Here is a 25,813-nt window from a genome sequence, read left to right on the forward strand (position 1 = left end):
GATCCTGGATATGAAAGGATAGGATCATGCACGCGATGACAGATGAGGCCCGGTTCTGGGACAAAACCGCCCGCAAATACGCCCAAAGCGCGATCCGCGACCCCGCCGCCTATGAAGCGACGCTGGACCGGGTGCGGAGCTATCTGCGCAGCGATCAAAACGTGCTTGAAATCGGCTGCGGCACTGCATCGACCGCGCTTCTGCTGGCGCCACATGTGGCGCATATCACGGCCAGCGACGTCTCACCCGAGATGATCGAGATTGGACGCGAAAAGATCTGGGATCAGTCAGTCCGAAACGTCACACCCGTGGCGGGTCAAATCGGGGCGCCGGGGTTGGACGGTCGCTATGATGTCATCCTTGCCTTCAATCTGCTCCATCTGCTCACGGATCTGGACACGACCCTGGCGCAGGTCCATGCGCAATTGCACCCGGGCGGATTGTTCATCAGCAAATCGCCGTGCCTGGGCGACAAGAAGCGGTGGCTGAAGCCGGTCATCACACTGATGCAATGGTTGGGCAAAGCCCCCTATGTGACGTTCTTCAGCCGCGCCACCCTGCGCGCGCAGATCGAAGCGGCGGGCTTTGAGATCATCGAGACGGCGGATTTGCCGCCCACCATGCCGTCGCATTTCATCGTCGCGCGCCGCCCTGCTTGACGCAGAGGGCGATAGCCGAAATGCTCGCTGAGCGAACAGAATGGCGGCGCAGGCATGACGGATCTTCCCGAGTTTTACTTTCGCATCCGCGACAATGGCGCCGCGATGTTTCGCGTCTCGACCGAGAACCGGCAAAAGCGGATCGAGATGCACGAGATCGCCGTCATCAATATCCGCAATGGCAATATCCGACCCCATGGCAACCATGTTCTGAGCCGCAACGAACAAGACGCCATCGACACCTGGGTCGCGGAGCGGCGCGTGACCTTGGCCGCGCGTGATATCGACGACATTCACCGCAGCGTGGAGCATCTGAACAAGACCGCCCATTGGGCGCAAAGCCGCGCATCGGACGCCGATCTTGAGGCGGTCACCGACCGGTTATTGATGGCGATGCACGATCTCCGCAGCGTGTTGGTGCGCAAGAAAGCAGATCGGATCGGGCGCGCTTCAAAAGATTAACTTCTGCGCGCAACCGATTGAAATGTAAGTCTATCCCGGAATCGTCAGCCGATACGCACTCTGTCCCGATTGGGGGCGGATCATCTCCCGGCAATTGCCGGGGCCGTCGGTGGCCATCCAGACATGGCCGGTATCGGTGGTGAAGGCCCCACTTTCACCCGGATTCAGCGCCCCCAAATCGATGGGCGTGCCGTCAGCATCGAACCACAGCAAGGCGCGAAAGCCATCGGTCGCGTTGGTAAAGGTCAGCGTCACGACCTCACCGGTATCGCGTGAGGCGGCGCGCAGTTGATTTTCGCAGGACAGGAACCCCGGCTCCGGATTGTCTGGCGTGATGGGGCGCGACCCGCTTTCGGGGGTCAGATCACCTATATTGGCGCAATCGGCCAGAAAGGGGGCCAATATGTTCGGGCCATTGCCGGTCAGGGTAAGGCCGACATCGCTCCCGACCCGCTGCACCTGCACCAGGGGGTCGGTGGCCAAAGCCAGCCAGGCCGGATCGGACACTTCCAGCACCATTTCGATCCCCGACACGCCAAACTCCGCTTGGCTGCCCACTACAACGCCCGGTATTTCGACCACTTGCCCAGTTCCCGAGGTTACCCGCAGGGTCGCATTTTGATCATCAGACAGGCCCTGAATATCGGCACTCATTTGCAGGGTCACCAGCGGTCCTTGCGCGCCTATGACACATCTGCCAAACGCCAAGACATCATCGGTTTCGGGCACGCCGTAGACCACGTTGAGAACAGTGGCAAAGGGATCGCCTTCGGCAATGTCGGTGATACGCTGCCAATCATGGCCCGAAATCCCGGGGCCAACATCGGCCACCAGCGCCGGTGTTTCGCCTTGCGGCGCGTCCGTCAGGAAACCCGCGCAGGTGTCGATGAAATCCTGCACCACGCCTTGATTGGGCCGCAGATCCACAAGCGTCGGCGGTATGCCAAAGGGCTCTCTCAGACCAATTGACAGATCCGGCGCGCTGGCCAGCTGCGACATCAGGATCGCGCCCAGTTCAAAGCGCATCTCCACGCCGCCAAAGCCCTCTTCCGACACCAAAACATCGCCGCTTTCCACGGCGGACCCAATCTCGGTTTCCCACCGGACGGGCACCGGATCACGGTTCTGAAACGGGCCGGTGATGACCGAGAACAGCCCGTCCACAAACATCACATCGCCCCCGCCATAGGCACAGGACAGACCGATCACAACGTCATCTGATTGAGGCGTTCCAAAGCCAACAGCCGCGCTGCGCGTCTGCGGATCGACGGTCAGCGTCCATTGTCGATCTTGTTGCGCGGAGGCCGCGATGGGAAGGGCAAGGCAAAGGGGCAGGCATAAACGCAGCATGGCAATCAATCCGTCTCAAACAATGGGGCTGACGTTAGGGCAGATTGCGCGGCTTGGATATGATTTGTTTCAACCGTTTGGGGTGAAAATACTGGTGATCATACTGTCTTTGCGGGGGCCGGTCACGCACCAGCGCTGCTGCCAAGTGGGCCAGGCGGACAGGTCGTAACTGACATCGTAGGTGTCGGGATCGCAGAGATGGCGATCTTGCAGCCGTCCAGGTCCCAAACTGTGAAACGGGCGCCTATCCTCGAACAAGACAACCAGATCCTCGCCGTCCTGCCGCCACAGGTAGCGGCGTGTGGCCTGCATGGGCGGGGCCGCGCCATAGGTCAGGATCCCGCGTTCCTCCTGCACCAGCCCGTGCGCATCGGGCCGCCAAACGCAGCGGCCTTGAAATCGCCCCTGGATGCCGCCATAGGCATCCTCAATCCGTCGGTTCAATTCCCACGAACCTTCCAGGTCCGGCAAGCTGATCATGCGGCGAAACCGCCTGAACGGGCGATGCCGGGCGATATCCTCTGGAAAACCATCAAAAGAGCCACGCGCCTCACCTTGCCCCCCCTGCCTGCGCCGCTTATCAGACAGCCATCCGCGCAAGAAAGGCAAGCCCATGATCCCCCGCTATTCCCGCCCCGAGATGGTCGCCATCTGGGAACCCGCCACCAAGTTCCGCATCTGGTATGAGATCGAGGCCCATGCCTGCGACGCCCAGGCCGATCTGGGGGTGATCCCGCGCGAGAATGCGGAGGCCGTGTGGAAGGCAAAGGACGTCGAATTCGACGTCGCCCGCATCGATGAGATCGAGGCCGTCACCAAGCACGATGTCATCGCCTTTCTGACGCATCTGGCCGAACATGTGGGCAGTGATGAGGCGCGATTTGTGCATCAGGGCATGACTTCTTCGGATGTGCTGGACACCACGTTCAACATCCAACTGGTGCGCGCCGCCGATATCCTGCTGGCGGATATGGATAAGCTGCTCGCCGCGCTGAAATCCCGTGCGATGGAGCACAAGATGACGATCCGCATCGGGCGGTCCCATGGCATCCATGCCGAGCCGGTGACGATGGGCCTGACCTTCGCGCGGTTCTATGCAGAGATGGAGCGCAACCGGAACCGGCTGGAAAAGGCGCGCTTCGAAATTGCAACAGGCGCGATCTCCGGCGCCGTGGGCACGTTTGCCAATATCGACCCGGCGGTGGAGGCCCATGTTTGCGAGAAACTGGGATTGCGTCCTGAGCCGATCAGCACCCAGGTGATCCCCCGTGATCGCCACGCAATGTTCTTTGCCACTCTTGGGGTCGTCGCAAGCTCGGTCGAGAACATCGCCACGGAAATCCGCCACATGCAGCGCACCGAGGTGCTGGAGGCGGAAGAGTTCTTCTCCAAGGGGCAAAAGGGCTCCAGCGCGATGCCGCATAAGCGCAACCCGGTTTTGACCGAGAACCTGACCGGTCTGGCGCGGATCGTGCGGATGGCGGTGGTGCCGGCGATGGAAAACGTGGCGCTCTGGCATGAGCGCGATATCTCGCATTCCAGTGTGGAACGGATGATCGGCCCTGATGCCACCGTGACGCTGGACTTCGCCCTGGCGCGCCTGACGGGCGTCATTGAAAAGCTGGTCATCTACCCCGATAACATGATCGCAAACATGAACAAATTCCGCGGCTTGGTGCATTCGCAGCGGGTTTTGCTGGCCCTGACCCAGGCCGGTGTCAGCCGAGAAGACGCCTACCGACTGGTGCAGCGCAACGCGATGAAGGTCTGGGAAGACGGCAAGGATTTCCGCGAGGAATTGCTAGCCGATGCGGAGGTGAAAGCCGCGCTCAGCGAGGCGGAGATCAACGAGAAGTTCGACCTTGGTTATCACACCAAACATGTCGAGACGATTTTCGCACGGGTGTTTGACGCAACCTGATCACAAACTCGAAAAAGAGCGGACCCAAAACGGCATCTGAGCCGTCAGGATCCAGCATTTGTTAACCCTCGGGCCCTATGGTCGCGACTGGGAAGCATTGCGTAGGGACTGAACATGGGTTTGCAGCCGGATTTCCAAGGCGCCGCGTCGATGGACGGATCGTCTATGACGATTGATGCTGAGGTTGGGACAGGTGCCGGTGCGGTCGACATCACGCCGCGCCGCCTGCGTCCGCAGCAAAAGGCCGCGGTGATCGTGCGCCTGCTGCTGGGGCGTGGCGTCTCTCCGGGTGTGGGCAAGCTCGACAGTCACCATCAGCGCAAGTTGGCCCATGCGATCGGGCAGATGCGCAATATCGACCGCGCGACCCTGATGGAGGTTGTGCGTGAATTTACCGCCGAAATCGACAACCTGGCGCTGAGCTTCCCTGAGGGCCTGGAACAGGCGCTGGCCTTGCTCGAACCGCATATCTCGAACGATTCAGTCGAGGCCTTGCGCTCGGAACTGACCGATAGCAGTGATCCCTGGGCGCTGGTGTCGCGTCAGCCGGAAGAGCGGTTGCGCCCGTTATTCGACACCGAAAGCGCCGAAGTCTGTGCCGTGCTGCTCTCCAAACTCAACGTCTCCACCGCAGCGAAACTGCTGTCCGACCTGCCCGAAGACCGGGCCGAGGTGCTGGCCCACACGGTCGCGCTGACCGAAACGATTACACCGGATCTTGTGCATCGGATCGGGGTGCACCTGTCCAACATTGTCTCCAACGTTCCCTCCAACGCGTTCAAGAAACCCGCCGCCGACCGGGTCGGCGCGATCCTCAACAGCTTTGGCAAGGATGCGCGCGAAAAGGTTCTGGAAGGCCTGGTCAGCCGCGACTCGGTCTTTGCCAGCGGCGTGAAACGCGCCATTTTCGCCTTTGGTCATATCCCGCAGCGGGTGCAACCGGGCGATGTGGGCCTGATCACACGCGACGTGCCGCAAGACGTGCTGATCCCCGCCCTCGCCGCCGGTATGGAGGCAGAGCCGCTTGCCGTCGAATTCCTGCTGGAAAACATGTCCAAACGCCTGGCAGAACAATTGCGCGATGAGGCCGAAAGCGGCGGCACTCCGACCGAAGAGGATGGGGCCGCCGCCATGGCCGCCGTTGTCGCTGCGATCCGCACACTCGAAGAACGTGGTGAGTTGAAGCTGATCGCACCGGATGATTGAGATGATTGATACGGGGACAGAGCGCAGGCCTCGCCCCAGGGGCCAAGCCCCTCTATATTCCGCTTATGGTTCTGGAATTTACCGAAGCGGGCATCTATTGCCCGGCAGCTGATGCCTATATCGACCCTTGGCGCCCGGTTCCACGGGCGCTGATCACCCATGGCCATGCCGATCATGCACGGCCCGGCCACGGCGCCTATCTGGCGACCGACGCGGCCGCACCCGTCATGCGCCATCGGCTGGGCGATATCCGCATCGAGACCACGCCCTATGGCAAAACCCACCAAATCGGCGATGCGGCGGTCAGTTTCCACCCGGCAGGCCATGTGCCGGGCTCGGCACAGATCCGGGTCGAGGTGGGCGGTGAGGTCTGGGTCGCGTCCGGTGATTACAAAACGATCGATGACGGCCTGTCGGAACCGTTTGAGCCGATCAAATGCCACACCTTCATCACCGAAAGCACCTTCGGGTTGCCGATCTATGATTGGCCGGACCAAGCCGATCTTGCCCGCGACCTGAATGCCTGGTGGACGACCTGTATCGCCGAGGGGAAACGCGCCGTCTTGGGGGTCTATGCCCTGGGCAAGGCGCAGCGCATCCTGCGCCTGCTTGATCCCGGCATCGGTCCGATCCTGACCCACGGCGCGGTTGAGGCCACAAATGATGTGCTGCGCGGTCAGGGGCTTACCCTGCCCGATACACTCCGCGTCGCCGATGGGATTGACGCAAAAAGCCACCCGAATGCGATTGTCCTGGCGCCGCCATCGGCCCTGGGTTCGGCCTGGATGAAACGCTTCGGCGCGGTCTCAACGGGTTTCGCCTCGGGATGGATGCGTTTGCGCGGCGTGCGGCGGCGGCGCGCGGCGGATCGCGGCTTTGTCGTCAGCGACCATGCCGATTGGAAAGGCCTGAATACCGCAATCGCGGAAACAGGGGCCGAGCGGGTCTTCGTCACCCACGGCTATACCACCCATTTCTCGCAATGGCTGTCCGAACAGGGCTACGATGCGGGTATCGTGGAAACGGAATTCGGCGGCGAAGACCTGGATGAGGCAGATCCCACCCCCGTCGAGAGTGTTGGCGATGAGTGAGACGGCCATCGTCACCCCCCCTCTTACCCTGCGCGACCGTATGGTGATCGGCACCGTGCGCGCACTCGGCAAACCCGCCCTTGCCCTGATCGGAGATGCGCGGGTGATCCGCGGTCTGACCAACCCGCCCGCGAAATGGCTGAAGTTTTGCCCCGCCGGCAGCAAGGTCACCGAAGACGAGGATGGTAGCCTCAGAGTGGCTCCGCCCGGTATCGGCCCGGATGCCCCTTGGCTGATCTACCTGCATGGTGGCGGATTTCTTGCGGGGAGCCCTTATACGCATCTGGGCCTTGCGGGCCATCTGGCCGGTTTCGCGGGTATGAACGCCTATATCCCCGCCTATGGACTTGCGCCTGAACGGCCCTTTCCGGCGGGGCGCGATGATCTTTACGCCAAGTACAAGACCCATGTGGACCGCTACGGCCCGCCCGCGGCGCTCTGCGGTGACAGCGCCGGTGGAAATCTGACATTGCTGGTGGCGCAACACGCCCGCGATAGCGGATGGCCCCTGCCCGGCGCGCTTGGCCTTTTGTCGCCGGTGGCGGATCTGTCCGAGGACATCGCCGAACGGATGCAGGGTGCGACGGATGAGATGCTGTTCCCGCAACATCGCCTCTACCAGATCCGCGATACCTATCTGCAGGGCCACGATCCGCGCGATCCGGGTGCCTCCCCGCTGCTCGGCGATGTGACCGGTCTGCCGCCCACTCTGATCCAGGCCTCCGCCGTGGAGGCTGCTGCCCCGGACGCCAAGGCGCTGGGGGAAAAGATGGACAACGCACAGGTGCAATTGTGGGATGGCCTGCCCCATGTCTGGCAGATTTTCGTAGGCCGTGCCCCTGTCGCCGACGCGGCCCTGCGCGCCATGGCCGCGTTTCTGGCGGATCCGTCATGAAGGATTTCGCCGACCTGTTCACCGCCCTGGATCAGACCACGAAGACCAGCGTGAAGACCGCCGCGCTCGCCGCCTATTTCACGACCGCCTCCGAACAGGACAAGATCTGGACCATCGCGCTGCTGTCCGGGCGGCGCCCGCGCCGGGCGATCACCACCACAAAGCTGCGCGAATGGGCGGCGGAGCATGCGGGCATTCCCCTTTGGCTGTTCGAGGCCTGCTATCCGGTCGTCGGCGATCTGTCGGAAACCATCGCGCTGGTTTTGCCGGAACCCAAGACGCGGATCGAACGGACCCTCAGCGAATGGATCGCCGCGTTGCGTGGCCTGGACAACGCGGAAGAGGCCGACCGCAAAGCCGCAATCCTGACCGCCTGGGATGGCTTGCCGCCCATCGAACGTTTCGTGTTCAACAAATTGCTGACCGGCGGTTGGCGTATGGGGGTCAGTCAAAAACTGATGACGCGGGCGCTGGCCAAGGCCACCGGAATTGATGAGGCGGAGTTGACCCACCGTCTGATGGGGGATTGGTCGCCCGACACGGTGTCATGGGATAGCCTGATCGAAGCGCCCGATCCGACCGCCGACCTCAGCCGCCCCTATCCGTTCTACCTGGCCTATCAATTGGACCAATTGCCCGAGGATCTGGGTGATGTGGCCGATTGGCTGGCCGAACGCAAATGGGACGGTATCCGCGGCCAATTGATCCTGCGCGGCGGGGCGCGATATCTGTGGTCGCGCGGCGAAGATCTGATGACAGACCGGTTTCCCGAATTGGCGATGCTGACCGATTTCCTGCCCCAAGGCACCGTGATCGACGGCGAAGTCCTCGCCTATGACAAAGCGGCTGAAACGCCGATGTCTTTTGCCAAGCTACAGCCGCGTATCGGGCGCAAGACGGTTCCTAAAAAGCTGTTGGCCGAGGCGCCCTGCATTCTGATGGGGTATGATCTGTTGGAATGGAATGGGGCGGATCTGCGCCAGACACCCCTGGCCGATCGTCGCGCGATCCTGGCCGAAGCCATCGATGCCACCCCACCCGAGGCGCCCATCCGCCTGTCGCCCCGCGTCGAGGCCGACACTTGGGAGGGTCTCGCCGAGGCACGCGCCATCAGTCGAGAGATCGGTGCCGAGGGCCTGATGCTCAAACGCCTCTCGGCGCCGTATCTGTCGGGCCGCAAGAAGGGCGATTGGTGGAAATGGAAGGTCGATCCACTGACCATCGACGCGGTGATGATCTACGCGCAGGCCGGCTCAGGTCGGCGGGCCACGCTCTACACAGATTTCACCTTTGCGGTCTGGAACGGCAATGAACTGGTGCCGTTCACAAAGGCCTATTCCGGCCTGACCGATGCCGAGTTTCGGGAGATCACCGCCTGGGTGCGCAAAAACACAACCGACCGGTTCGGTCCGGTGCGTGCAGTGACGCCGCACCATGTGTTTGAGATCGCCTTCGAAGGTATTCAGGCCAGCCCGCGCCATAAATCCGGGGTCGCCTTGCGATTTCCGCGCATGGCGCGCTGGCGCAAGGACAAGCCTTTGACCGAGGCGAACAGCCTTGATGACTTGAAAGACATGCTGGCCACCTACGGCTGAGACCTGTTCATGGATCAAGACGGTGAGCGGCCAATCATCATGGCCGTTTGCTTGTCGCGCTTGTCCGTTTGAAACGCCGTTCGAGCGCCGGGATGATCAAGCGTGTCGGGCCGCTTCGGATCAGGCGGAGCTGGACATGCCCGCGTCACAGCCACGGGAAACGCAATGCCCGAGGCCATGCGTTGAGTGGTTAAAACTCAGCCACGATCAAAAGGGATCTCAAGCGACTTCGCCGATCGGGATCGGGCGTTTGCCCGCCGCCCAAGCCGAGGCGGCCTCACCAAATGCCGCAAAGAGCGGCCGCGAGACCGGATCTTCCGCGGCACGGTATTCAGGGTGCCATTGGACCGACATCGTGAAACCGGGCGCATCGGCAACATAAATCGCCTCGGGTGTGCCGTCAGGCGCGTGGCCATCGATCACCACCCGTGGCCCTGCGGCCTTGATGCCTTGGCCATGCAGCGTGTTGGTCAACACTTCTGTCCCGCCCATCAAGCGGTGGAATGGGCCGCCTTCATTGAAGGTCACCGTGTGGCGCAGCGCAAATTTTTCGTCGATCGTACCATCCGGCGGCATACGGTGATTCATGCGCCCGGGCAGATCGCGAATCTCGGGAAACAACGTGCCGCCCATGGCCACGTTCACCTCTTGAAACCCACGGCAGACGCCAAAAATCGGTTGCCCACGATCTACACAGGCACGGATCAGCGGAAGCGTCAGCGCGTCACGATCCCGATCGATATCGCCATGGGCGTCGGTATAATCTTCGCCATATTCCTCGGGGTGCACATTCGGCCGTCCCCCGGTGAAAAGAAAGCCTGCACAGACCTCCAGCAAATCATTCACCGAAACATAGCGCGGATCTGAGGGCACAATCATCGGGACTGCGCCGCAGACCTCGGCCACCGCCTCGGAGTTCATAATCCCACCTGCATGAGTCTCGTACTCATTGTTAACCAGGTGGTAATTGCCAATAATGCCAATAACGGGACGTGCCATGCTTCTATCCTATCCGCTAAAACCTTATCTAAAGGTGAAGATCCAATAGGAAAAGTCATCGCTACGCGCAGGTCGCTCCGCATTCATGCACATGCCCAATAATTGGGCAAGACAAAGGACGACAGCGCGTCAAATCCCAGCTTTGTTGCGAATCCCAACGCTCAATCGGCGCGCACGGCAATGCCGGGGGCCGATGGCGACGTCCTGGCGGGCGGGCAAATGCCCAATCCGTCGGCCCAAGGCGATCCGCGACGCGGCGGTAAGGTCTCTAGATATCAGCCCTTTTGGGGCAAGCGCGCTGTGACCTCAATCTCGATTTTCATCCGGGGATCTTGCAGGCCAACCACCATCATCGTGGCCGCCGGTCGCGCCGCACCGAACCAAGCGCAGGTCACCGGCCAGCATTCGGGCCACTCCGCAGCATCCGGCAGCAGATAGCTCACCCGCACCACATCCGACATTGCCGCACCGGCCTCGGCCAACGCGGTCTCGATGTTGCGGAAGGTTTGCTCTGCCTGGGCTGCGATATCCTCTGCGATTTCCATGGTGGCGTAGTCAAATCCGGTTGTCCCCGACACGAAGACCCAGCCATCCTGCACCACCGCGCGGCTATAGCCGATATCTGCCTCAAACGAGGACCCGGAAGAGATCAGCCGCCTCATGCCTGGGCCGCAAACCCAGCCGCTTCGACACCTGCAACCGCAGCCACGGCGTCATTGTCCGAGGTATCGCCCGTCACACCCACCGCGCCGACAACCGCGCCATCCGCCATCACCAGCACCCCGCCGGGCACCGGGATCACCTTGCCGCCATAGGCCCCGTTCACCGCCGCCATGAAGTAGGCCTGCGTTTCGGCCCGTGCCATCTGGGCCGAGCCCGGCATGCCTAGCATCACCGCGCCATAAGCCTTGCCGCGTGCAATTTCGAACCGGCCCGGCGCAGCGCCGTCCTCACGTTCGAAGGCCAGCACATGGCCGCCAGCATCCAGCACCACAACCGACAGAGGCTTCAACTCCAGTTCCCGCCCCTTGCTTAAGGCTGTGGCGATCATCGTGCGGGCATTGTCGTGGGTGATCATGGCGCGGCTCCGTCCGTTTGCGTCGAGGTCACGGATCCATCCCGTGTTTTTGATCAAAGCGCAACAGGCCCACGCTTTGTCAGCGCGGGTCGAGCCGCTAGTATCGGCGTGATGGCCCCCGTGACACATTTCACCAAACCACACTTGCCCAGGCGGCTGCCCACATGGCGGAGCCGATTGAAATGGTTGCATTGGGGCATTGTACCGTTCTTCATCTGGTTCATGGTCGCCGACCCGGAGGTCTTGCGGCGCATGGGACCGGGTTGGTTTCAATTGCACTCGATTAACGGGCTTATCTTCGTGACGCTGGCGCTGATATGGACCGGCAGCCATCTGCGCCGCGGCCTTGCCTCCCGCCCGGGGCCGAAACTGCCGCCCTGGGCGCGGCGATTTCATCCGATCCTCCATAAGACCCTGATCTGGGGACTGTTTCTGGTGGCATTGACCGGGTTCGGGCTTGGCCTGACCTCTGCCGTTCTGTTGCGTGCCGGAGGTATTCTGCCCATCGCCCCCCCACTCAACCTGCCAGACGCCCATGCCATCGTCAGTTGGGTCCATATCTACCAATTCTACGCCTTGGCGCTGATCGTGCTGGTCCATGGCACGTTCCACCTGTGGCGGCACCTGGCTTTGCGCGACAATGCGTTGCGCATCATGGCCCCCAAGGCCCTACATCGCTTTCTCTAGCCACGGAGCGGTGGAATTCCCCGCTTGATCCCATCGGCCACACGCGGGATGACTGGACCCAACAGCCATCACATATGACACGTATCGCCCATGTCCGACACATTCGATGACCGCCCCGAGGCCGCCCGACCCGAGGATGAACATCGCTTCCCCTGTTCGAATTGCGGCTCGGACATGCGCTACGCACCACGCGACGGCAAAATGGTCTGCGACCATTGCGGCAACGAAGAACCGATCGATGTGGCCGAAGGGCCCTGGGGCGGCGGGCAGCAACTGGTCGAAAACGATTTCGAGGCGGCCTTGCGGGGCCAATTGCCCGCGATGGAGATGGAGGAGACGCGTGTCTCGGCCTGCCCCTCTTGCGGCGCGCAGGTCGAGTTCGACGCCAACGCCCATGCCCAGGAATGCCCGTTCTGCGCCACGCCCGTCGTCACCGATACCGGCACACATCGTCATATCAAACCCAAGGGTCTGATCCCATTTCAATTGACCGAGCGCGAGGCGCACAAGGCGATGGAAGGCTGGTTGGGCCGCCTGTGGTTCGCGCCCAACGGGCTGAAGGAATACGCCCGCCAGGGGCGCAGCTTGGACGGGATCTATGTGCCCTATTGGACCTATGATGCCGACACCGCCACCGCCTATCGCGGCCAGCGCGGCGACGCCTATTATGTGACGGTGAAGGGCCCGGACGGCAAATCCAAACGCGAGCGTCGCATCCGCTGGACCAATGTCTCGGGTCGTGTCGCGCGGTTCTTCGACGATATTCTGATCCTCGCCTCAAAAAGCCTGCCCAAGCGCTACACCGATGCGCTGGCCCCCTGGGATCTGGGCGCCTTGGCCGAATACAAGCCCGAATTTCTGTCGGGTTTCCGAGCCGAGGGTTATACGGTTGAACTGGACGAAGGCATGGATGAGGCCCGCCAGATCATCGATGCCCAAATCCGCCGCGACATCCGGCGGGATATCGGCGGGGATGCGCAAAAGATCGGCCGTGTGGACACACATGTTTCCGACGTCACGTTTAAACATATCCTGCTGCCGGTCTGGATCGCGGCCTATAAGTACAAGGGCAAATCCTTCCGCTTTGTCGTCAATGCGCAAACCGGCAAGGTTCAGGGCGAACGGCCCTGGAGCATCGGCAAGATTGCCCTGGCGGTGATCGCGGCGATCATCATCGGTGCCGCGGCATTCTATGTGTTTGAAGTGATGGGGTAGGACCAGATTGGCACGCCGGGTGATCCTCATCGCATTTGGCTTGGCCCTGGTGAGCATCTTTTCCGCCGCATTGATCTCGGGTCTTGAGACATTGGCCTATGTGCGGGCCAATCGCGGGCCTTAATTGCAATTGCGTTGTGGACCACTGCTTATGTGATCGCTAGCAATGCCGGGACATGAACGGAGATGCCCGATGATCCTATGTGCCGGTGAAGCCCTGATCGATATGTTGCCGCGCCAGACCGAAGGGGGTGAGGCCGCCTTTGCCCCCTATCCCGGCGGGTCGGTTCTGAACACCGCGGTGGCGTTGTCGCGCCTGGGCATACCGACGGAATTCTTCACTGGCCTCTCGAACGACCTGTTCGGCGAGCGGTTGACCGGCGTAATGGTCGCCAATGGCGTGAGCCACAACCTCTGCCCGCGCTCGGATCGTCCGACGACATTGGCCTTCGTGACCTTGAGCGACGGCCAGGCCTCCTACGCGTTCTACGACGAAAATACCGCCGGGCGAATGCTAAGCGTCGATGAATTGCCCAAGATCCCCGACGCGACACAGGCCTGTTTTTTCGGCGGGATCAGCCTGGCGGTGGAACCCTGCGCCAATGCCTTCGCAACGCTGGCGGCCCAAGCGTCCGAACGGGGCGTGGTCATGCTCGACCCGAACATTCGGCCCGGCTTCATCGCCGATGAGGCCCGCTTCCGCGCCCGGCTGGAGGGGATGCTGGCCCGAACCCATATCGTGAAGGTCTCCGACGAGGATTTGCGCTGGTTGATGGGCGATGATGCCATTCCGACCCTGGCCGAACGCCTGATGGCCAAGGGCCCGGCGCTGGTTCTGGTAACGCAAGGCGCGTCTGGCGTGACCGCATTTCACCCAAACGGCGAATTGCATGTGGTGGCGCACAAGGTGGCGGTGGTCGACACGGTCGGCGCGGGCGACACGTTCAATGCGGGTTTCCTGGCGGGCCTGTCCAAAGCCGGTGCGCTGGATGAGACCCTGATCGCCAAAGGTCTGTCGGAGGCAACGCTGCGCGAGGCGATGGAGCTGGGCGTGAAGGCCGCCGCCGTCACCGTCAGCCGCGCGGGCGCCAACCCGCCACGTCTGGACGAGCTTGTATGAGGGCGCTGATCCAGCGGGTCAGTCAGGCAGAGGTCACCGTTGACGGCGAACGGATCGGCCAATGCGGCGCGGGCCTGCTGATCCTGGTCTGCGCCATGCAGGGCGATACCGAGGCAGAGGCCGCACGTCTGGTGGCCAAAATCACCAAGTTGCGGATCTTCAAGGATGCGGCGGGCAAGATGAACCACTCGCTTCTGGATGTGGGCGGCAGCGCTCTGGTTGTCAGCCAATTCACCCTGGCCGCCGATACGTCCCGCGGCAACCGGCCGGGCTTTTCCAGCGCCGCCGCCCCCGCCGAGGGTGAGGCGCTGTATCTGCACGTCGCCTCGCTTCTGCGTGGCCAGGGCATCGCCACCGAAACCGGCAGGTTTGGCGCCGACATGGCGGTGGCTCTGGTCAATGATGGCCCGGTGACCATCTGGCTCGATACCCAATCGTCCAACGCCTAAAAAAGCGGCAGATCGCGTCTAGCGCCTTGTTTTCGCGCGCGTCCCATGGGGCCCTTTCGCTTCGTGTGCCATTTGTTAGGGTAGAGTTAGGGAGGACGTGCATGGCGGATACCACGGGGTGTTTCGACGAAATGACCGGTAAAGGCTCTGAGGCGCGCGCGCCTTACGCCGATTACAACGGTTGGTTCGACGGGGAAGATCTACGCGAATTGCGCAAAAAGTCCGCCGAGGCAGAGTCGTTTTTTCGACGAACAGGCATCACCTTCAATGTCTATGGCCAAGCCGAGGCCGACGAACGCCTGATCCCCTTCGATATCGTGCCGCGCATCATCTCAGCCCGCGAATGGGCACGTTTAACGAAGGGCATCGAACAGCGGGTGCGCGCGATCAATGCGTTTCTCTATGACATCTATCACCGGCAAGAGATCCTGCGCGCGGGCCGTATCCCGCGTGAACTGATCGACCGGAACGAGGCGTTCTTGCCGCAAATGATGGGCGTCGCCCCCCCTGGCGGCGTCTACACCCACATCGTCGGGACCGATCTGGTGCGCACCGGAGAAGACGAGTTCTTTGTGCTGGAGGACAACGCTCGCACCCCCAGCGGCGTCAGCTATATGCTCGAAAATCGCGAGACGATGCTGCAGATGTTCCCCGAATTGTTCAGCCGGATCAAAGTGAAGCCAGTGCAGAACTATCCCGCGGAGCTGCGCCGTTCGCTGGCCGCCTGCGCGCCCTCGGCCTGCACCGCAGATCCCACCGTCGCCGTGCTGACGCCGGGCATCCACAACTCCGCCTATTTCGAACATGCCTTTCTGGCCGATCAAATGGGCGTGGAACTGGTCGAAGGCCACGATCTGCGCGTCACAAATGGCCGGATCGCCATGCGCACGACCGAAGGCTACAAGCCCATCGATGTGCTCTATCGCCGGGTCGATGACGATTTCCTCGACCCGCTGAACTTCAATCCCGACAGCATGTTGGGCGTGCCGGGGATTATGGATATCTACCGCGCCGGGGGCATCACCATCGCCAATGCGCCGGGCACGGGCATTTCCGATGACAAGGCGATCTACAGCTATATGCCGGACATCGTCGAATTCTACACCGGCGAGAAGGCGATCCTGAAAAACGTTCCGACCTGGCGCTGTTCCGAGCCCGACAGCCTGGCCTACGTGCTGGATCATCTGGCCGAGCTGGTTGTCAAAGAGGTGCACGGCTCCGGCGGCTACGGCATGTTGGTAGGCCCCGCCGCCTCGAAAAAAGAGATTGCGGCCTTCCGCACCAAACTTGAGGCGAAACCGTCCAATTACATCGCACAGCCCACCCTGTCGCTCAGCACCTGCCCGATCCTGACCGCCAAGGGCCTGGCCCCGCGCCATGTGGATCTGCGGCCCTTCGTGTTGATGTCCTCCGACAAAATCACGCTCACGCCGGGTGGCCTGACCCGCGTGGCGCTGAAGGCGGGCAGCCTGGTGGTGAACTCGTCGCAAGGCGGCGGCACCAAGGACACTTGGGTGTTGGAGGAGTAACGACAATGCTGGGCAAAACCGCAGGCGGGCTGTTTTGGCTGTTCCGCTACCTCGAACGCTCGGAAAACACCGCGCGGCTGATTGAAACCGGATTTCGCATTGCATTGACGCGGCCTTCGGGCGCCGATGACGAATGGCAATCGGTTCTGCAAACCGCCGCCGTCGATCGGGCCTATGCCGCCCGGCATGGCGATGTCGAACAGGGCAAGGCGATTGACTTTCTGCTGCGCGACAAAACCAATCCCTCCTCGGTGCTGACCGCGATTTCTGAGGCGCGGCAGAATGCGCGCCTGACCCGCACGGCCATCACCCGCGAAGTCTGGGAGGCGATCAACGACGCCTATATGTCCCTGACCGAGACGCTGGCCCGCCCCGTTGCGGCCCGTCATCTGCCCGAGGTGCTGGCCACGATCCGTCAGCATTCCGCCTTGGTGCGCGGCGCGATGCACGGCACGATGTTACGCACCGATATCTTCGATTTCTGTCGCCTGGGCACGTTCCTGGAACGGGCCGACAACACGGCGCGCATCCTGGATGTGAAGTATTACGTTTTGCTGCCCTCGGCGGTGCAGATCGGATCGAATATGGACAATGTGCAATGGGAAACCATCCTGCGCTCCGTCGCCTCCCTACGCTCCTACCGCTGGCTCAACCAAGGTGAGGTGACACCGAAAAGTATCGCCGATTTTCTGATCTTCGACGGGCGGATGCCGCGATCCTTGCGCTTCACCACCAAGAAGATTTCGGCAAATCTGAGCTACCTGGAAGACAACTATGGCCAGCGCCACGACTGCCACGACCGGATGGACGTGATCACGGCTCGTTTGAGAAATATGGATATCGACCAGGTCTTCGACGAAGGCCTCCACGAATTTCTGACCGAGTTCATTACGGATCTCGCGCATTTGGGCGGCCAGATCGAACAGGATTACCGGTTCTTGGGCTAAGGGGGCACGATGAAACTGCAGATCTCGCACACGACGCGATACCGGTTCGAGGCGCCCGCGATCTACGGGCTGCAACAATTGCGCCTGACCCCGCAAACCGGCGCCGGACAATCGGTGGCACATTGGGACATGCAGGTCGAGGGCGGCACGGTCGAGACCGCGTTTCTGGACCATCACAAAAACCGCGTCACCCTGGTCTCGTTCAAAGCGGGTGCAACCGAGGTCCGTGTGACTTGTACGGGTCAGGTCGAGACCGAAGATCGCGCGGGCATCATCGGCAAGACCGGAGACACGGCGCCGCTTTGGTTCTTTGAGCGCAGCACGGATCTGACCAAAGCCGGATCGCGCGTGCGCAGCCTTGTCAAAGGTCTGAAAGATGAAGAACCCGAAGACATCGCACGGCTTCACGCCCTATCGTCACGGATCCTGGCGGCAGTGCCTTACGAGATTGGCGCAACCGAAGCCGACACGACCGCCGAGGATGCCATCGACCATGGCGCGGGCGTCTGTCAGGACCATGCCCATATCTTCCTCGCCGCGGTCCGGTATCTGGGCTACCCGGCACGCTATGTCTCGGGCTATCTGATGATGGATGACCGGCATCACCAGGATGCCTCCCATGCCTGGGCCGAAGTGCATATCAACGGCATGGGCTGGGTCGGCTTTGATGTCTCCAACCGGATCTCGCCCGATGATCGCTATGTACGGGTCGCCACGGGGTTGGACTACACCGAGGCCGCGCCGATTGCCGGTCTACATTACGGTGCGTCCGGCGAAGAGATGCAGGTCGACATCGAAGTGCAGCAACAGTAGGACAAGGTTAACCGAGCGGCGCTAGTTTAGAATGATCGACGGTTCTGGGGAGCAGACATGACCTATTGTGTGGGGATGCGGCTGGAGCGCGGCCTGGTGTTCATGTCGGACACACGGACCAATGCGGGCGTCGATAATATCAGCGTTTTCAAGAAGATGTTTCATTGGGAGGTGCCCGGGGAACGCGTCATCACGATGATGACGGCGGGTAATCTGGCGACGACGCAATCGGTGGTCAGCCTGATGAACGAACGCAGCCTGCCCGCGGATGAGCGTGGGATTCCCTCGATCATGGAAGCGCCCTCGATGTTTCAGATTGCCAAACATGTGGGCGAGACCCTGCGGGAGGTGATTGCCGACCATGAAGGGCAGAAGGGCCTGATCGCCGACAGCGCCTTTGGCGCGACCATCATCCTTGGCGGTCAGGTGCGTGGCGGACCGCCGCGCCTGTTCCTCATCTATCCCGAGGGCAATTTCGTCGAAGCCTGTGATGACACACCGTTTTTCCAGATCGGTGAAACGAAGTACGGCAAACCCATCCTCGTGCGCGCCTACGACCCGTCGATGCGGTTCGAAGAGGCGGTGAAGCTGTTGATGCTGAGCTTCGATTCGACATTGAAAGCGAATCTCAGCGTCGGCCTGCCCCTCGACATGCATCTCTACGAGACGGATTCGCTGAAGCTTGGGCAATGCCGCCGGATCGAGCCAGAGGATTCGTTCTTCGCCGAGATCTCGTCAGGCTGGGGGGAAAAGCTGCGCGAAGCCTTTGCCGCGCTGCCGGATTACACGCTGGACTGACGCTGCGCTCCGGGATTGCGCTCGCTGGCGCGGGTACCGGGGGCAAATCTTCTCACGAAAACTTGGGTGCGTCGCGGCGCGGTCATTGCGACAAGACGGCCCGCTGGATCAAGCACCGGCGCCAGTCGCTGCTCAGGCTATTCGGGTCACATCATGGTCGTAGAGCCAATTGAAGCGATTGGTCACGATATGGGGCGCGAATCTTCCGGCAAGACGCAACGCGCCATGGGCCGCAAACCGGTACGGGCCCGGGCTGAGATGGTAGTTCTTCGCGTTGTCATTGGCCGCCTCCACCGCGCGGGCGACTCGGGGGCGACGAAGCGCCTGGTAACGACTGAGCGCCTGGGGGATCTCGTCGGCATCGGCAAGACAGGCGGCCAGCGCCCAGGCATCTTCCAGCGCCATATTGGCCCCCTGCGCCAGGAACGGCAGCGTCGGATGGGCCGCGTCGCCCAACAGCGCCAATGGCCCGCGATGCCAATTCGATGCGACAGGATGGCGGAACAATCCCCACAGATTCGGCGCAGCGACGTGGTCGAGCAGGTCTCGGATCTCGGGGCAGAAATCCGCAAAGGCTTGACGCAGATGACGCGGTTCATCCCGATGCGACCACCCCTCGGCGGCCCAGGCATCCCGTTCTTCAACGGCGACGATATTGACCAACGCACCACCCCGCAGCGGATACCGCACCAAATGACGCCCCGGCCCCATGAACACATGGGCTTCGGGTGCCAGACCATCCCACGGAACGGTCGCGCGCCAGGCCACTTGGCCGGTAAAAAACGGCCGCGACTTTGGATTGAGCTGCGACCGCGCGGCCGAGGTCAACCCATCGGCCGCGATGCTCAAACCATGCGTCTCTTCGCTGCCATCGGCCAGGGTCAGGTGCACATGATCGCCGTCGATCTCGACCGCATCCACCTGCACGCCCAGTCGCAGCGTCACACCGGCCTCAAGGGCCGCATCGCGCAGTGCGTCAATCAGATCGGCCCGATGCACGAAATGAAACGGGCGCGTCAGCGGCATGGCAAACACCTCGGCCCCGCGGCGAAAATCGCGCAACCGCACCGCCTGCCCGCGCAGCGCCGTCAATCGGGGCACAACACCCAGCGCATCGAGCACGACCCAGCCATTCGGTGAGATCTGCAGACCCGCGCCCACTTCGGTGATCTCAGGCGCCTGTTCCAACACCGTGACCGAGGCGCCCCGCTTGGCACAGGCCAATGCCGCCGCCAAACCGCCGATCCCAGCGCCGAGAATCGTCACCTGTTGACCAATCAGCATCTCAGGCCCCTTTCGGACATGACAAAGGGCACCCAATCGGATGCCCTTCCTGATACGAAACCCAAAGGCTCAATCGTCGCGATGCACCTTTTCGCGCCGCTCGTGGCGTTCCTGCGCCTCCAGGCTCATCGTGGCGATCGGGCGCGCATCCAGACGTTTCAGCGAAATCGGCTCGCCCGTCACTTCACAATAGCCATATTCGCCCTCTTCGATCCGGCGCAGGGCGCTGTCGATCTTGGCGATCAGCTTGCGCTGACGGTCCCGGGTGCGCAACTCCAGCGCGCGGTCTGTTTCTTCGGATGCGCGGTCGGCAACATCGGGAATGTTGCGAGTGCCATCTTGCAACGTCGACACGGTCGACCGGCTTTCTTCCAGCAGGTCCTCTTTCCAGCCCAGTAGCTTACGGCGGAAATACTCAACCTGACGGTCATTCATAAAAGGCTCGTCCTCCGCGGGACGATAATCCTCCGGCAGAAAATTCTCAGCTTTCATACTGCTCCCCTCAATGGGGCTGGTGTCGTCCATGGTCGCTCGCCTTTGCCAGTCCATGCAGCCCCTCGCGGTCCGATTACACGCGGCGGGGCGGGTTGTCACCTAGATACTGTGTGAGGTAGCCAAATTGCAAACGCAACGACAGGCCGCATCGCGGAAAGGGTTAACGCATGAAATTCGACGGCACCGCCGATTATGTCGCAACCGAGGATCTGACCGTGGCGGTCAATGCCGCCGTTACGCTGGAGCGTCCGCTTCTGGTGAAGGGTGAGCCCGGCACCGGCAAGACGGAACTGGCCCGACAGGTGGCAGATGCGCTCGGCCTGCCGATCATCGAATGGCATGTGAAATCGACAACGCGGGCGCAGCAGGGGCTTTATGAATACGACGCCGTCAGCCGTCTGCGCGACAGCCAATTGGGCGAGGAACGCGTGCACGATGTGGCCAATTACATTCGCAAGGGAAAGCTCTGGCAAGCCTTTGAGAATGAGGGAAAATGCGTTCTTCTGATCGATGAGGTCGACAAGGCGGATATCGAGTTTCCCAACGATCTTCTACAGGAACTCGACCGGATGGAATTCTTTGTCTACGAGACGGGACAGACCGTGAAAGCCCCGCATCGGCCCATCGTGATCATCACCTCCAACAACGAAAAGGAACTGCCTGACGCGTTCCTGCGGCGCTGCTTTTTTCACTACATCCGGTTTCCCGACATGGAGGTGATGAAACGCATCGTCGAGGTTCACCATCCCGGCATCAAATCCGCGCTTTTGACCACCGCATTAACGCAATTTTATGAGATTCGGGATCAACAAGGTCTGAAGAAAAAGCCGTCGACATCGGAGGTGCTGGATTGGTTGAAACTGCTGTTGGCGGAGGATCTGCAACCCGAAGACCTGCGGCGTGATGGCGCCTCGGCCCTACCCAAGTTGCACGGGGCTTTGCTGAAAAATGAACAGGATGTGGCGCTGTTTGAACGGCTGGCCTTCATGGCGCGAAGGCAACGGTAGCCGCGCAAATCGCGAACGGCCCTAGGATCACGCCCGATTCCCGCCATAATCGCCGAGCATTGTGCACGCATAAGAAATAATCAAATGGCCGGGGCAGGTCCTTCGTGACGAACACTTTCGAAATTCGCCCTCTGGGGCGGCTGGATCGTGCCGGTTGGGGCGCGCTTTGGCGGGACTATCTGGCATTTTACGGCGCAGAGCGTCCACAAACGCTCTATGACACGACATTTGCGCGTTTTATTGACCCGGATCGGACCGATATGTGCGCCTGGATGGCTTGGGACGGAGACAACGCATTGGGATTGGTTCACACGATTGCTCATGCCCATGGCTGGCAAGACGCACCGGTGACCTATCTGCAAGATCTCTTCACGGCAAAGCCTGCCCGGGGCCGCGGCGTGGCGCGTGCGCTGATTGAAACCGTCTATGCCGATGCGGATGCCTCCGGGCGTCCCAGCGTCTATTGGCTGACCCAGACGGGCAACATAACAGCCCGGGCATTATATGATCGCATCGGCCAACCCACTGACTTCATGAAATATTCCCGGGGTTCGTTCTGACATGATTCTGCGTTTCCTCCCCGGCCTGGCGCTGACAATTGCCTTTGCGGCCTGCACGCCCACCAACGGAGATGTGGCCGAGCGATCGGAAAACATCCCCACCGCCTTGCCGGTGATGAATACGTTTGGCGCCCACAACACGCCGCGCCCGTCGCGCAGCAACACCGCCATCGCGGCCGACTTCCTGGATCTGACCTTTCAGATGGAATCGGGCCGTGTGATCGACCGGATGAGCCGCTTTGAAGGCCCGATCACGGTTGCGGTGACCCCCGGCGCGCCCGCACATCTTATCGCGGATCTCGATGGGCTGATCGCTCGGCTGCGGTCCGAGGCGGGCATCGACATCTCCCGCGTCAGTGGGGGCGCGGGCGGGTCGGCCTCGATCATCGTGGAAACCTTGCCGCGGGCGCGCATGCAGCGGGTTGTGCCGCAAGCCGCCTGTTTCGTCGTGCCCCGCGTGGCATCCTGGTCCGAGTTCCGGCGCAGTCGCGCGGGCCGAACGCTGGACTGGACAACGCTGAACAGCCGCGAACACGTGGCGGTGTTCATCCCCTCCGACGTGGCGCCACAAGAGGTCCGCGATTGCCTGCACGAAGAGATCGCGCAGGCGCTTGGTCCCTTGAACGACCTCTACCGCCTGCCGGACTCGGTGTTCAACGACGACAATTTCCACGCCGTGCTGACCGGCTTCGATATGCTGATCCTGCGCACCTATTATGACGATGCGCTGCAATCGGGCATGACGCGGGCCGAAGTCGCCAGCCGCCTGCCCGCCATCCTGGCACGCCTGAACCCGCGGGGGGGGCGTGGATCCGAGTTGTCGCGCTCGCACACGCCACGCGAATGGATCGCCGCCATCGAAACGGCCCTCGGGCCGGGCACAACCGATATCGAACGCATCGCCGCGGCGAACCAGGCCGTGCAATTCGCACAACGCAGCGGCTGGTCGGATTCGCGCCTCGCCTTCAGCTACTTCGCCCTGGGCCGGCTGACCCTGAGCCGTGAAGTCGAAACCTCGATCGCCGCCTTCCAATCGGCCTCGGCCATTTTTGACCGCGTGGCGCCGGGCGGCATTCAATCGGCCCATATCGATATGCAACTGGCCGCCTTTGCACTGGCCGCGGGCCGCAGCGAGGAATCCCTGCGCCTGACCGCGCGTGCCATGCCCATCGCGACCCAGGCGCAAAACGCCTCGCTGCTCTCGACACTCCTGATGATCCGCGCCGAAGCGATGGACAATCTGGGCCGCGCATCCGAGGCGCGCGCGGTGCGTCTCGACAGTCTGGCATGGGGCCGGTATGGCTTCGGCAGCGACCGCGTCGGCACCCGGTTGAGCGAGGTCGCCGCGCTTTCGCCCAGACGTTAAGACGAGGCAACAGATGCTGAACTTCATTGGCGCCGCCATCGCAGCGGTCCTCGGGGCTGGTTTAGCCTGGCGTCGCGGCGGCAACCGGTTGGACATGGCCCAATATGCCGCGGTCTTCGCGCTCATCGGCTTCGTGCTCGGCACGATCTTGATGTTCATTATCCCTGCCCCGACCTAGATCGGCCTCAGGCTATCGGCAGATGATCTGCCCGGAAAACCGGTTTCCAGTGGCCCGATTGCGCGATACCGTCGGCCCATGTTTCTGCCGTTTTTCCAAACCCTGCGCGCGGCCCGAATTCCGGTAAGCCTGCGCGAATATCTGGCCTTCCTCGAAGGTGTCTCCGTCGGTTTGGTGACCTATGATATCGACGGCTTCTACTACCTCGCCCGCGCGGCGATGGTGAAAGATGAACGCCACCTCGACCGGTTCGACCAAGCCTTCGCCCATAGCTTCGGCGGGTTGGAGGCGATTTCCGCAGACGATGTGCTAGAGGCCACGGAAATTCCGCGTGAATGGCTGGAAAAGCTGGCGGAAAAGCATCTCAGCGAAGAGGAGCGCTCCGAAATCGAAGCCCTGGGTGGTTTCGACAAGCTGATGGACACCCTGCGGGAGCGCTTGAAGGAACAGCAGGGCCGTCACCAGGGGGGCAACAAATGGATCGGTACGGCGGGCACATCGCCCTTCGGCGCTTATGGCTACAATCCCGAAGGCGTGCGGATCGGCCAGCACGAAAGCCGCCATCAACGCGCGGTGAAAGTCTGGGACAAGCGTGATTTCAAGAACTTAGACGGCGACGTTGAACTCGGCACACGCAACATCAAAGTGGCATTGAAACGTCTGCGCCAATGGGCCCGCGACGGCGCAGCCGAGGAACTCGACCTCGATGGCACAATCCGCGCCACGGCCGAACAAGGCTGGCTCGATGTCAAAACCCGGCCCGAGCGTCGGAACGCGGCGAAAGTCATTCTGTTTCTCGATGTCGGCGGCTCAATGGATGACCACGTGAAAGTCGTTGAAGAGCTGTTCAGCGCGGCGAAAGCCGAATTCAAGCATCTGGAATACTATTACTTTCACAATTGCCTGTATGAATCTGTCTGGCGAGACAACCGCCGCCGCTGGACGGAGCAGATCCCAACCTTCGAGATCATGAACACCTATGGGTCTGACTATAAATGTATCTTTGTCGGCGATGCGGCGATGTCACCCTACGAGGTCGCCTTCCCCGGCGGCGCCAATGAGCATTGGAATGAAGAAGCCGGGCAGGTGTGGCTGCAACGCGCCCGCAGCCAATGGCCCAACCATATGTGGATCAACCCGACGCCAGAGCGCCATTGGCGATACACGCAATCGACCCAGATGATCCAGGAGATTTTCGAAGGGCGTATGGTGCCGATGACCTTGGAGGGCATCGACCGTGGCATGCGAGAGCTGGGAAAGTAACTGAGATCAGATCTCGGCTTGGGCGCGGCGCGCGATACGCCGCGCGACGCCGAATGCGCCCAAACCACCGGCCAGCAGCAAGAAACCCGCCGGCAAGGGCACAGCCGTCGGCTGCAGGTTCGTGCTTGTGATGGCAGTACCAACATCATCGCCACCAGCGGGGGTATCGCTGAGTGTCAGCGTGGCGGCTGCGGGTGACGAACTGCTGCCCCGGCCAAATCCGGCAAGCAATGGTGCAAAACCTGCCCGTCTCTGCGCGGCCGCAACGGTCAGCGGTTGGGATCCGGCGACGACATCGGCCAGCTCAAGCGGCGCCTCAGCCGTTGGAAGTGGCCGAATATCGTCATTGAGATCACGCGACTCCACCGGCGTCGAAACGCGTGCCATAAACATTCGATCGAAATAGACATGCTGGACCGGCGAAATCGACGGGACCGGCGATGAATTCACCAGACCGACCGCACGGGCCGTCACGGCCTTGAACGCACCGAGCGACGACGCGAAGATCGATTTGTTGTCCACACTCAATTCAGACGTGACCGGGCGCTCCCGCGAAAAGACACGCTCTTCAGGGGTCAGCTCAATTGGCCGGAACAACGTTTCCAAAGAGGTCGGCGGTGTCGCCAATGCGCGCGCGACCAGTGTCCGCTGCACCTCGGATGGCGCGGCATCGACCAGGCCCCCTGCATGGGATGGTGAGACCGGCGTCGCCTGTGCGACTGCCGTCATCAGCGCCAGTCCGCTCACCGCGGCGAAAATGTTCTCTACAATGCGCATGTCGATAAAACTTTGTTAAAAGCAGTGCTGTTGCCCAGTAAAATCACGTCAGATGCAGGCAAATCAATG

The 25,813-nt window shown here is 61.7% G+C and carries 28 protein-coding genes; 20 read left to right on the forward strand and 8 right to left on the reverse strand.

Annotated features, from left to right (window positions below):
- Nucleotides 1–26 precede the first annotated feature (26 nt).
- Together V8J82_RS18300 and V8J82_RS18305 are read left to right on the forward strand one after the other, a co-directional pair.
- Complete coding sequence (locus V8J82_RS18300; RefSeq protein ID WP_339977403.1) at nt 27–659, forward strand: class I SAM-dependent DNA methyltransferase; 633 nt, start codon at nt 27–29, stop codon at nt 657–659.
- A 54-nt stretch (nt 660–713) separates the two neighbouring features.
- Entirely contained in the window at nt 714–1,121 is a 408-nt protein-coding gene (locus tag V8J82_RS18305) for a hypothetical protein (RefSeq protein ID WP_339977404.1), read from the forward strand.
- Between the two features lie 30 nt (nt 1,122–1,151).
- Here the strand turns inward: V8J82_RS18305 and V8J82_RS18310 are convergent, their stop codons facing one another.
- Together V8J82_RS18310 and V8J82_RS18315 are read right to left on the reverse strand one after the other, a co-directional pair.
- Complete coding sequence (locus V8J82_RS18310; protein ID WP_339977405.1) at nt 1,152–2,471, reverse strand: hypothetical protein; 1,320 nt, start codon at nt 2,469–2,471, stop codon at nt 1,152–1,154.
- 69 nt (nt 2,472–2,540) lie between these two features.
- Entirely contained in the window at nt 2,541–2,951 is a 411-nt protein-coding gene (locus V8J82_RS18315; protein ID WP_339977406.1) for a DUF6314 family protein, read from the reverse strand.
- A gap of 133 nt (nt 2,952–3,084) precedes the next feature.
- Between V8J82_RS18315 and purB the strand changes: the two genes are divergently transcribed.
- From purB to V8J82_RS18340, 5 genes are all read left to right on the forward strand, one after another.
- Nucleotides 3,085–4,392, forward strand: a complete 1,308-nt coding sequence (gene purB / locus V8J82_RS18320; protein WP_339977407.1) for an adenylosuccinate lyase — start codon at nt 3,085–3,087, stop codon at nt 4,390–4,392.
- A 114-nt stretch (nt 4,393–4,506) separates the two neighbouring features.
- Complete coding sequence (locus V8J82_RS18325; protein WP_339977408.1) at nt 4,507–5,598, forward strand: FliG C-terminal domain-containing protein; 1,092 nt, start codon at nt 4,507–4,509, stop codon at nt 5,596–5,598.
- Nucleotides 5,599–5,663: 65 nt separating this feature from the next.
- Complete coding sequence (locus tag V8J82_RS18330; protein WP_339977409.1) at nt 5,664–6,689, forward strand: ligase-associated DNA damage response exonuclease; 1,026 nt, start codon at nt 5,664–5,666, stop codon at nt 6,687–6,689.
- Nucleotides 6,682–7,584 (forward strand): alpha/beta hydrolase fold domain-containing protein, encoded by a 903-nt coding sequence (locus V8J82_RS18335; protein WP_339977410.1) that lies wholly within the window; start codon nt 6,682–6,684, stop codon nt 7,582–7,584. Before V8J82_RS18330 ends, V8J82_RS18335 begins: the two co-directional genes overlap by 8 nt.
- On the forward strand, nt 7,581–9,179 hold the full coding sequence (locus V8J82_RS18340; protein WP_339977411.1) for an ATP-dependent DNA ligase: 1,599 nt from the start codon (nt 7,581–7,583) through the stop codon (nt 9,177–9,179). The genes V8J82_RS18335 and V8J82_RS18340 overlap by 4 nt, the downstream gene beginning before the upstream one ends.
- A gap of 219 nt (nt 9,180–9,398) precedes the next feature.
- On the opposite strand, the gene V8J82_RS18345 is transcribed toward V8J82_RS18340, so the two are convergent.
- The 3 genes from V8J82_RS18345 to V8J82_RS18355 all read right to left on the reverse strand — a co-directional run bounded on the left by V8J82_RS18345 (nt 9,399) and on the right by V8J82_RS18355 (nt 11,256).
- The gene (locus V8J82_RS18345) at nt 9,399–10,178 is read right to left on the reverse strand and encodes a gamma-glutamyl-gamma-aminobutyrate hydrolase family protein (protein WP_339977412.1); all 780 of its coding nucleotides are present in this window, start codon (nt 10,176–10,178) and stop codon (nt 9,399–9,401) included.
- Nucleotides 10,179–10,453: 275 nt separating this feature from the next.
- Complete coding sequence (locus V8J82_RS18350; protein ID WP_339977413.1) at nt 10,454–10,840, reverse strand: RidA family protein; 387 nt, start codon at nt 10,838–10,840, stop codon at nt 10,454–10,456.
- Nucleotides 10,837–11,256, reverse strand: a complete 420-nt coding sequence (locus V8J82_RS18355) for a GlcG/HbpS family heme-binding protein (protein WP_339977414.1) — start codon at nt 11,254–11,256, stop codon at nt 10,837–10,839. Before V8J82_RS18355 ends, V8J82_RS18350 begins: the two co-directional genes overlap by 4 nt.
- 111 nt (nt 11,257–11,367) lie before the next feature.
- Between V8J82_RS18355 and V8J82_RS18360 the strand changes: the two genes are divergently transcribed.
- From V8J82_RS18360 to V8J82_RS18395, 8 genes are all read left to right on the forward strand, one after another.
- Nucleotides 11,368–11,943: a cytochrome b/b6 domain-containing protein gene (locus V8J82_RS18360; RefSeq protein ID WP_339977415.1), complete on the forward strand. Its 576-nt coding sequence runs from the start codon at nt 11,368–11,370 to the stop codon at nt 11,941–11,943.
- Between the two features lie 90 nt (nt 11,944–12,033).
- Nucleotides 12,034–13,158 carry a TFIIB-type zinc finger domain-containing protein gene (locus V8J82_RS18365; protein ID WP_339977416.1) on the forward strand — a complete coding sequence of 375 codons (1,125 nt, stop codon included), beginning with the start codon at nt 12,034–12,036 and terminating at the stop codon, nt 13,156–13,158.
- Between the two features lie 193 nt (nt 13,159–13,351).
- Entirely contained in the window at nt 13,352–14,278 is a 927-nt protein-coding gene (locus V8J82_RS18370) for a carbohydrate kinase family protein (RefSeq protein WP_339977417.1), read from the forward strand.
- Nucleotides 14,275–14,727 (forward strand): D-aminoacyl-tRNA deacylase, encoded by a 453-nt coding sequence (dtd, locus tag V8J82_RS18375; RefSeq protein WP_339977418.1) that lies wholly within the window; start codon nt 14,275–14,277, stop codon nt 14,725–14,727. The genes V8J82_RS18370 and dtd overlap by 4 nt, the downstream gene beginning before the upstream one ends.
- A gap of 101 nt (nt 14,728–14,828) precedes the next feature.
- Complete coding sequence (locus V8J82_RS18380; protein WP_339977419.1) at nt 14,829–16,256, forward strand: circularly permuted type 2 ATP-grasp protein; 1,428 nt, start codon at nt 14,829–14,831, stop codon at nt 16,254–16,256.
- A 5-nt stretch (nt 16,257–16,261) separates the two neighbouring features.
- On the forward strand, nt 16,262–17,203 hold the full coding sequence (locus V8J82_RS18385; protein WP_339977420.1) for an alpha-E domain-containing protein: 942 nt from the start codon (nt 16,262–16,264) through the stop codon (nt 17,201–17,203).
- Between the two features lie 9 nt (nt 17,204–17,212).
- Nucleotides 17,213–18,016: a transglutaminase family protein gene (locus V8J82_RS18390; RefSeq protein WP_339977421.1), complete on the forward strand. Its 804-nt coding sequence runs from the start codon at nt 17,213–17,215 to the stop codon at nt 18,014–18,016.
- A gap of 57 nt (nt 18,017–18,073) precedes the next feature.
- The gene (locus V8J82_RS18395) at nt 18,074–18,814 is read left to right on the forward strand and encodes a proteasome-type protease (RefSeq protein ID WP_339977422.1); all 741 of its coding nucleotides are present in this window, start codon (nt 18,074–18,076) and stop codon (nt 18,812–18,814) included.
- A gap of 132 nt (nt 18,815–18,946) precedes the next feature.
- Here V8J82_RS18395 and V8J82_RS18400 read toward each other — a convergent pair whose 3' ends face one another.
- Together V8J82_RS18400 and dksA are read right to left on the reverse strand one after the other, a co-directional pair.
- A complete protein-coding gene (locus V8J82_RS18400) occupies nt 18,947–20,098 on the reverse strand; it encodes an FAD-dependent monooxygenase (RefSeq protein WP_339977423.1) in 1,152 nt (383 codons plus the stop codon).
- A 69-nt stretch (nt 20,099–20,167) separates the two neighbouring features.
- Entirely contained in the window at nt 20,168–20,623 is a 456-nt protein-coding gene (gene dksA / locus V8J82_RS18405; protein ID WP_339977424.1) for an RNA polymerase-binding protein DksA, read from the reverse strand.
- A gap of 137 nt (nt 20,624–20,760) precedes the next feature.
- Here dksA and V8J82_RS18410 point away from each other — a divergent pair, with 137 nt between their 5' ends.
- The 5 genes from V8J82_RS18410 to V8J82_RS18430 all read left to right on the forward strand — a co-directional run bounded on the left by V8J82_RS18410 (nt 20,761) and on the right by V8J82_RS18430 (nt 24,967).
- Nucleotides 20,761–21,600: an AAA family ATPase gene (locus V8J82_RS18410; protein ID WP_339977425.1), complete on the forward strand. Its 840-nt coding sequence runs from the start codon at nt 20,761–20,763 to the stop codon at nt 21,598–21,600.
- A 104-nt stretch (nt 21,601–21,704) separates the two neighbouring features.
- Entirely contained in the window at nt 21,705–22,160 is a 456-nt protein-coding gene (locus V8J82_RS18415) for a GNAT family N-acetyltransferase (protein ID WP_339977426.1), read from the forward strand.
- A gap of 1 nt (nt 22,161) precedes the next feature.
- The gene (locus V8J82_RS18420; protein ID WP_339977427.1) at nt 22,162–23,526 is read left to right on the forward strand and encodes a DUF2927 domain-containing protein; all 1,365 of its coding nucleotides are present in this window, start codon (nt 22,162–22,164) and stop codon (nt 23,524–23,526) included.
- A 13-nt stretch (nt 23,527–23,539) separates the two neighbouring features.
- Nucleotides 23,540–23,704, forward strand: a complete 165-nt coding sequence (locus V8J82_RS18425) for a hypothetical protein (protein WP_339977428.1) — start codon at nt 23,540–23,542, stop codon at nt 23,702–23,704.
- A gap of 78 nt (nt 23,705–23,782) precedes the next feature.
- Nucleotides 23,783–24,967 carry a vWA domain-containing protein gene (locus tag V8J82_RS18430; RefSeq protein WP_339977429.1) on the forward strand — a complete coding sequence of 395 codons (1,185 nt, stop codon included), beginning with the start codon at nt 23,783–23,785 and terminating at the stop codon, nt 24,965–24,967.
- 6 nt (nt 24,968–24,973) lie between these two features.
- Here the strand turns inward: V8J82_RS18430 and V8J82_RS18435 are convergent, their stop codons facing one another.
- Nucleotides 24,974–25,744 carry a VPLPA-CTERM sorting domain-containing protein gene (locus tag V8J82_RS18435; protein ID WP_339977430.1) on the reverse strand — a complete coding sequence of 257 codons (771 nt, stop codon included), beginning with the start codon at nt 25,742–25,744 and terminating at the stop codon, nt 24,974–24,976.
- Between the last annotated feature and the right edge of the window lie 69 nt (nt 25,745–25,813).

It is taken from the genome of Gymnodinialimonas mytili (assembly GCF_037544085.1).
Taxonomy (GTDB): domain Bacteria; phylum Pseudomonadota; class Alphaproteobacteria; order Rhodobacterales; family Rhodobacteraceae; genus Gymnodinialimonas; species Gymnodinialimonas mytili.

What these genes read in the sequence shown, in the direction of transcription:
- V8J82_RS18300 (WP_339977403.1), top strand. Translation starts at nt 27, where the DNA reads ATGCACGCGATGACAGATGAGGCCCGGTTCTGGGACAAAACCGCCCGC.
- V8J82_RS18305 (WP_339977404.1), top strand. Translation starts at nt 714, where the DNA reads ATGACGGATCTTCCCGAGTTTTACTTTCGCATCCGCGACAATGGCGCC.
- V8J82_RS18310 (WP_339977405.1), bottom strand. Translation starts at nt 2,471, where the DNA reads ATGCTGCGTTTATGCCTGCCCCTTTGCCTTGCCCTTCCCATCGCGGCC.
- V8J82_RS18315 (WP_339977406.1), bottom strand. Translation starts at nt 2,951, where the DNA reads ATGATCAGCTTGCCGGACCTGGAAGGTTCGTGGGAATTGAACCGACGG.
- purB (WP_339977407.1), top strand. Translation starts at nt 3,085, where the DNA reads ATGATCCCCCGCTATTCCCGCCCCGAGATGGTCGCCATCTGGGAACCC.
- V8J82_RS18325 (WP_339977408.1), top strand. Translation starts at nt 4,507, where the DNA reads ATGGGTTTGCAGCCGGATTTCCAAGGCGCCGCGTCGATGGACGGATCG.
- V8J82_RS18330 (WP_339977409.1), top strand. Translation starts at nt 5,664, where the DNA reads ATGGTTCTGGAATTTACCGAAGCGGGCATCTATTGCCCGGCAGCTGAT.
- V8J82_RS18335 (WP_339977410.1), top strand. Translation starts at nt 6,682, where the DNA reads ATGAGTGAGACGGCCATCGTCACCCCCCCTCTTACCCTGCGCGACCGT.
- V8J82_RS18340 (WP_339977411.1), top strand. Translation starts at nt 7,581, where the DNA reads ATGAAGGATTTCGCCGACCTGTTCACCGCCCTGGATCAGACCACGAAG.
- V8J82_RS18345 (WP_339977412.1), bottom strand. Translation starts at nt 10,178, where the DNA reads ATGGCACGTCCCGTTATTGGCATTATTGGCAATTACCACCTGGTTAAC.
- V8J82_RS18350 (WP_339977413.1), bottom strand. Translation starts at nt 10,840, where the DNA reads ATGAGGCGGCTGATCTCTTCCGGGTCCTCGTTTGAGGCAGATATCGGC.
- V8J82_RS18355 (WP_339977414.1), bottom strand. Translation starts at nt 11,256, where the DNA reads ATGATCACCCACGACAATGCCCGCACGATGATCGCCACAGCCTTAAGC.
- V8J82_RS18360 (WP_339977415.1), top strand. Translation starts at nt 11,368, where the DNA reads ATGGCCCCCGTGACACATTTCACCAAACCACACTTGCCCAGGCGGCTG.
- V8J82_RS18365 (WP_339977416.1), top strand. Translation starts at nt 12,034, where the DNA reads ATGTCCGACACATTCGATGACCGCCCCGAGGCCGCCCGACCCGAGGAT.
- V8J82_RS18370 (WP_339977417.1), top strand. Translation starts at nt 13,352, where the DNA reads ATGATCCTATGTGCCGGTGAAGCCCTGATCGATATGTTGCCGCGCCAG.
- dtd (WP_339977418.1), top strand. Translation starts at nt 14,275, where the DNA reads ATGAGGGCGCTGATCCAGCGGGTCAGTCAGGCAGAGGTCACCGTTGAC.
- V8J82_RS18380 (WP_339977419.1), top strand. Translation starts at nt 14,829, where the DNA reads ATGGCGGATACCACGGGGTGTTTCGACGAAATGACCGGTAAAGGCTCT.
- V8J82_RS18385 (WP_339977420.1), top strand. Translation starts at nt 16,262, where the DNA reads ATGCTGGGCAAAACCGCAGGCGGGCTGTTTTGGCTGTTCCGCTACCTC.
- V8J82_RS18390 (WP_339977421.1), top strand. Translation starts at nt 17,213, where the DNA reads ATGAAACTGCAGATCTCGCACACGACGCGATACCGGTTCGAGGCGCCC.
- V8J82_RS18395 (WP_339977422.1), top strand. Translation starts at nt 18,074, where the DNA reads ATGACCTATTGTGTGGGGATGCGGCTGGAGCGCGGCCTGGTGTTCATG.
- V8J82_RS18400 (WP_339977423.1), bottom strand. Translation starts at nt 20,098, where the DNA reads ATGCTGATTGGTCAACAGGTGACGATTCTCGGCGCTGGGATCGGCGGT.
- dksA (WP_339977424.1), bottom strand. Translation starts at nt 20,623, where the DNA reads ATGGACGACACCAGCCCCATTGAGGGGAGCAGTATGAAAGCTGAGAAT.
- V8J82_RS18410 (WP_339977425.1), top strand. Translation starts at nt 20,761, where the DNA reads ATGAAATTCGACGGCACCGCCGATTATGTCGCAACCGAGGATCTGACC.
- V8J82_RS18420 (WP_339977427.1), top strand. Translation starts at nt 22,162, where the DNA reads ATGATTCTGCGTTTCCTCCCCGGCCTGGCGCTGACAATTGCCTTTGCG.
- V8J82_RS18425 (WP_339977428.1), top strand. Translation starts at nt 23,540, where the DNA reads ATGCTGAACTTCATTGGCGCCGCCATCGCAGCGGTCCTCGGGGCTGGT.
- V8J82_RS18430 (WP_339977429.1), top strand. Translation starts at nt 23,783, where the DNA reads ATGTTTCTGCCGTTTTTCCAAACCCTGCGCGCGGCCCGAATTCCGGTA.
- V8J82_RS18435 (WP_339977430.1), bottom strand. Translation starts at nt 25,744, where the DNA reads ATGCGCATTGTAGAGAACATTTTCGCCGCGGTGAGCGGACTGGCGCTG.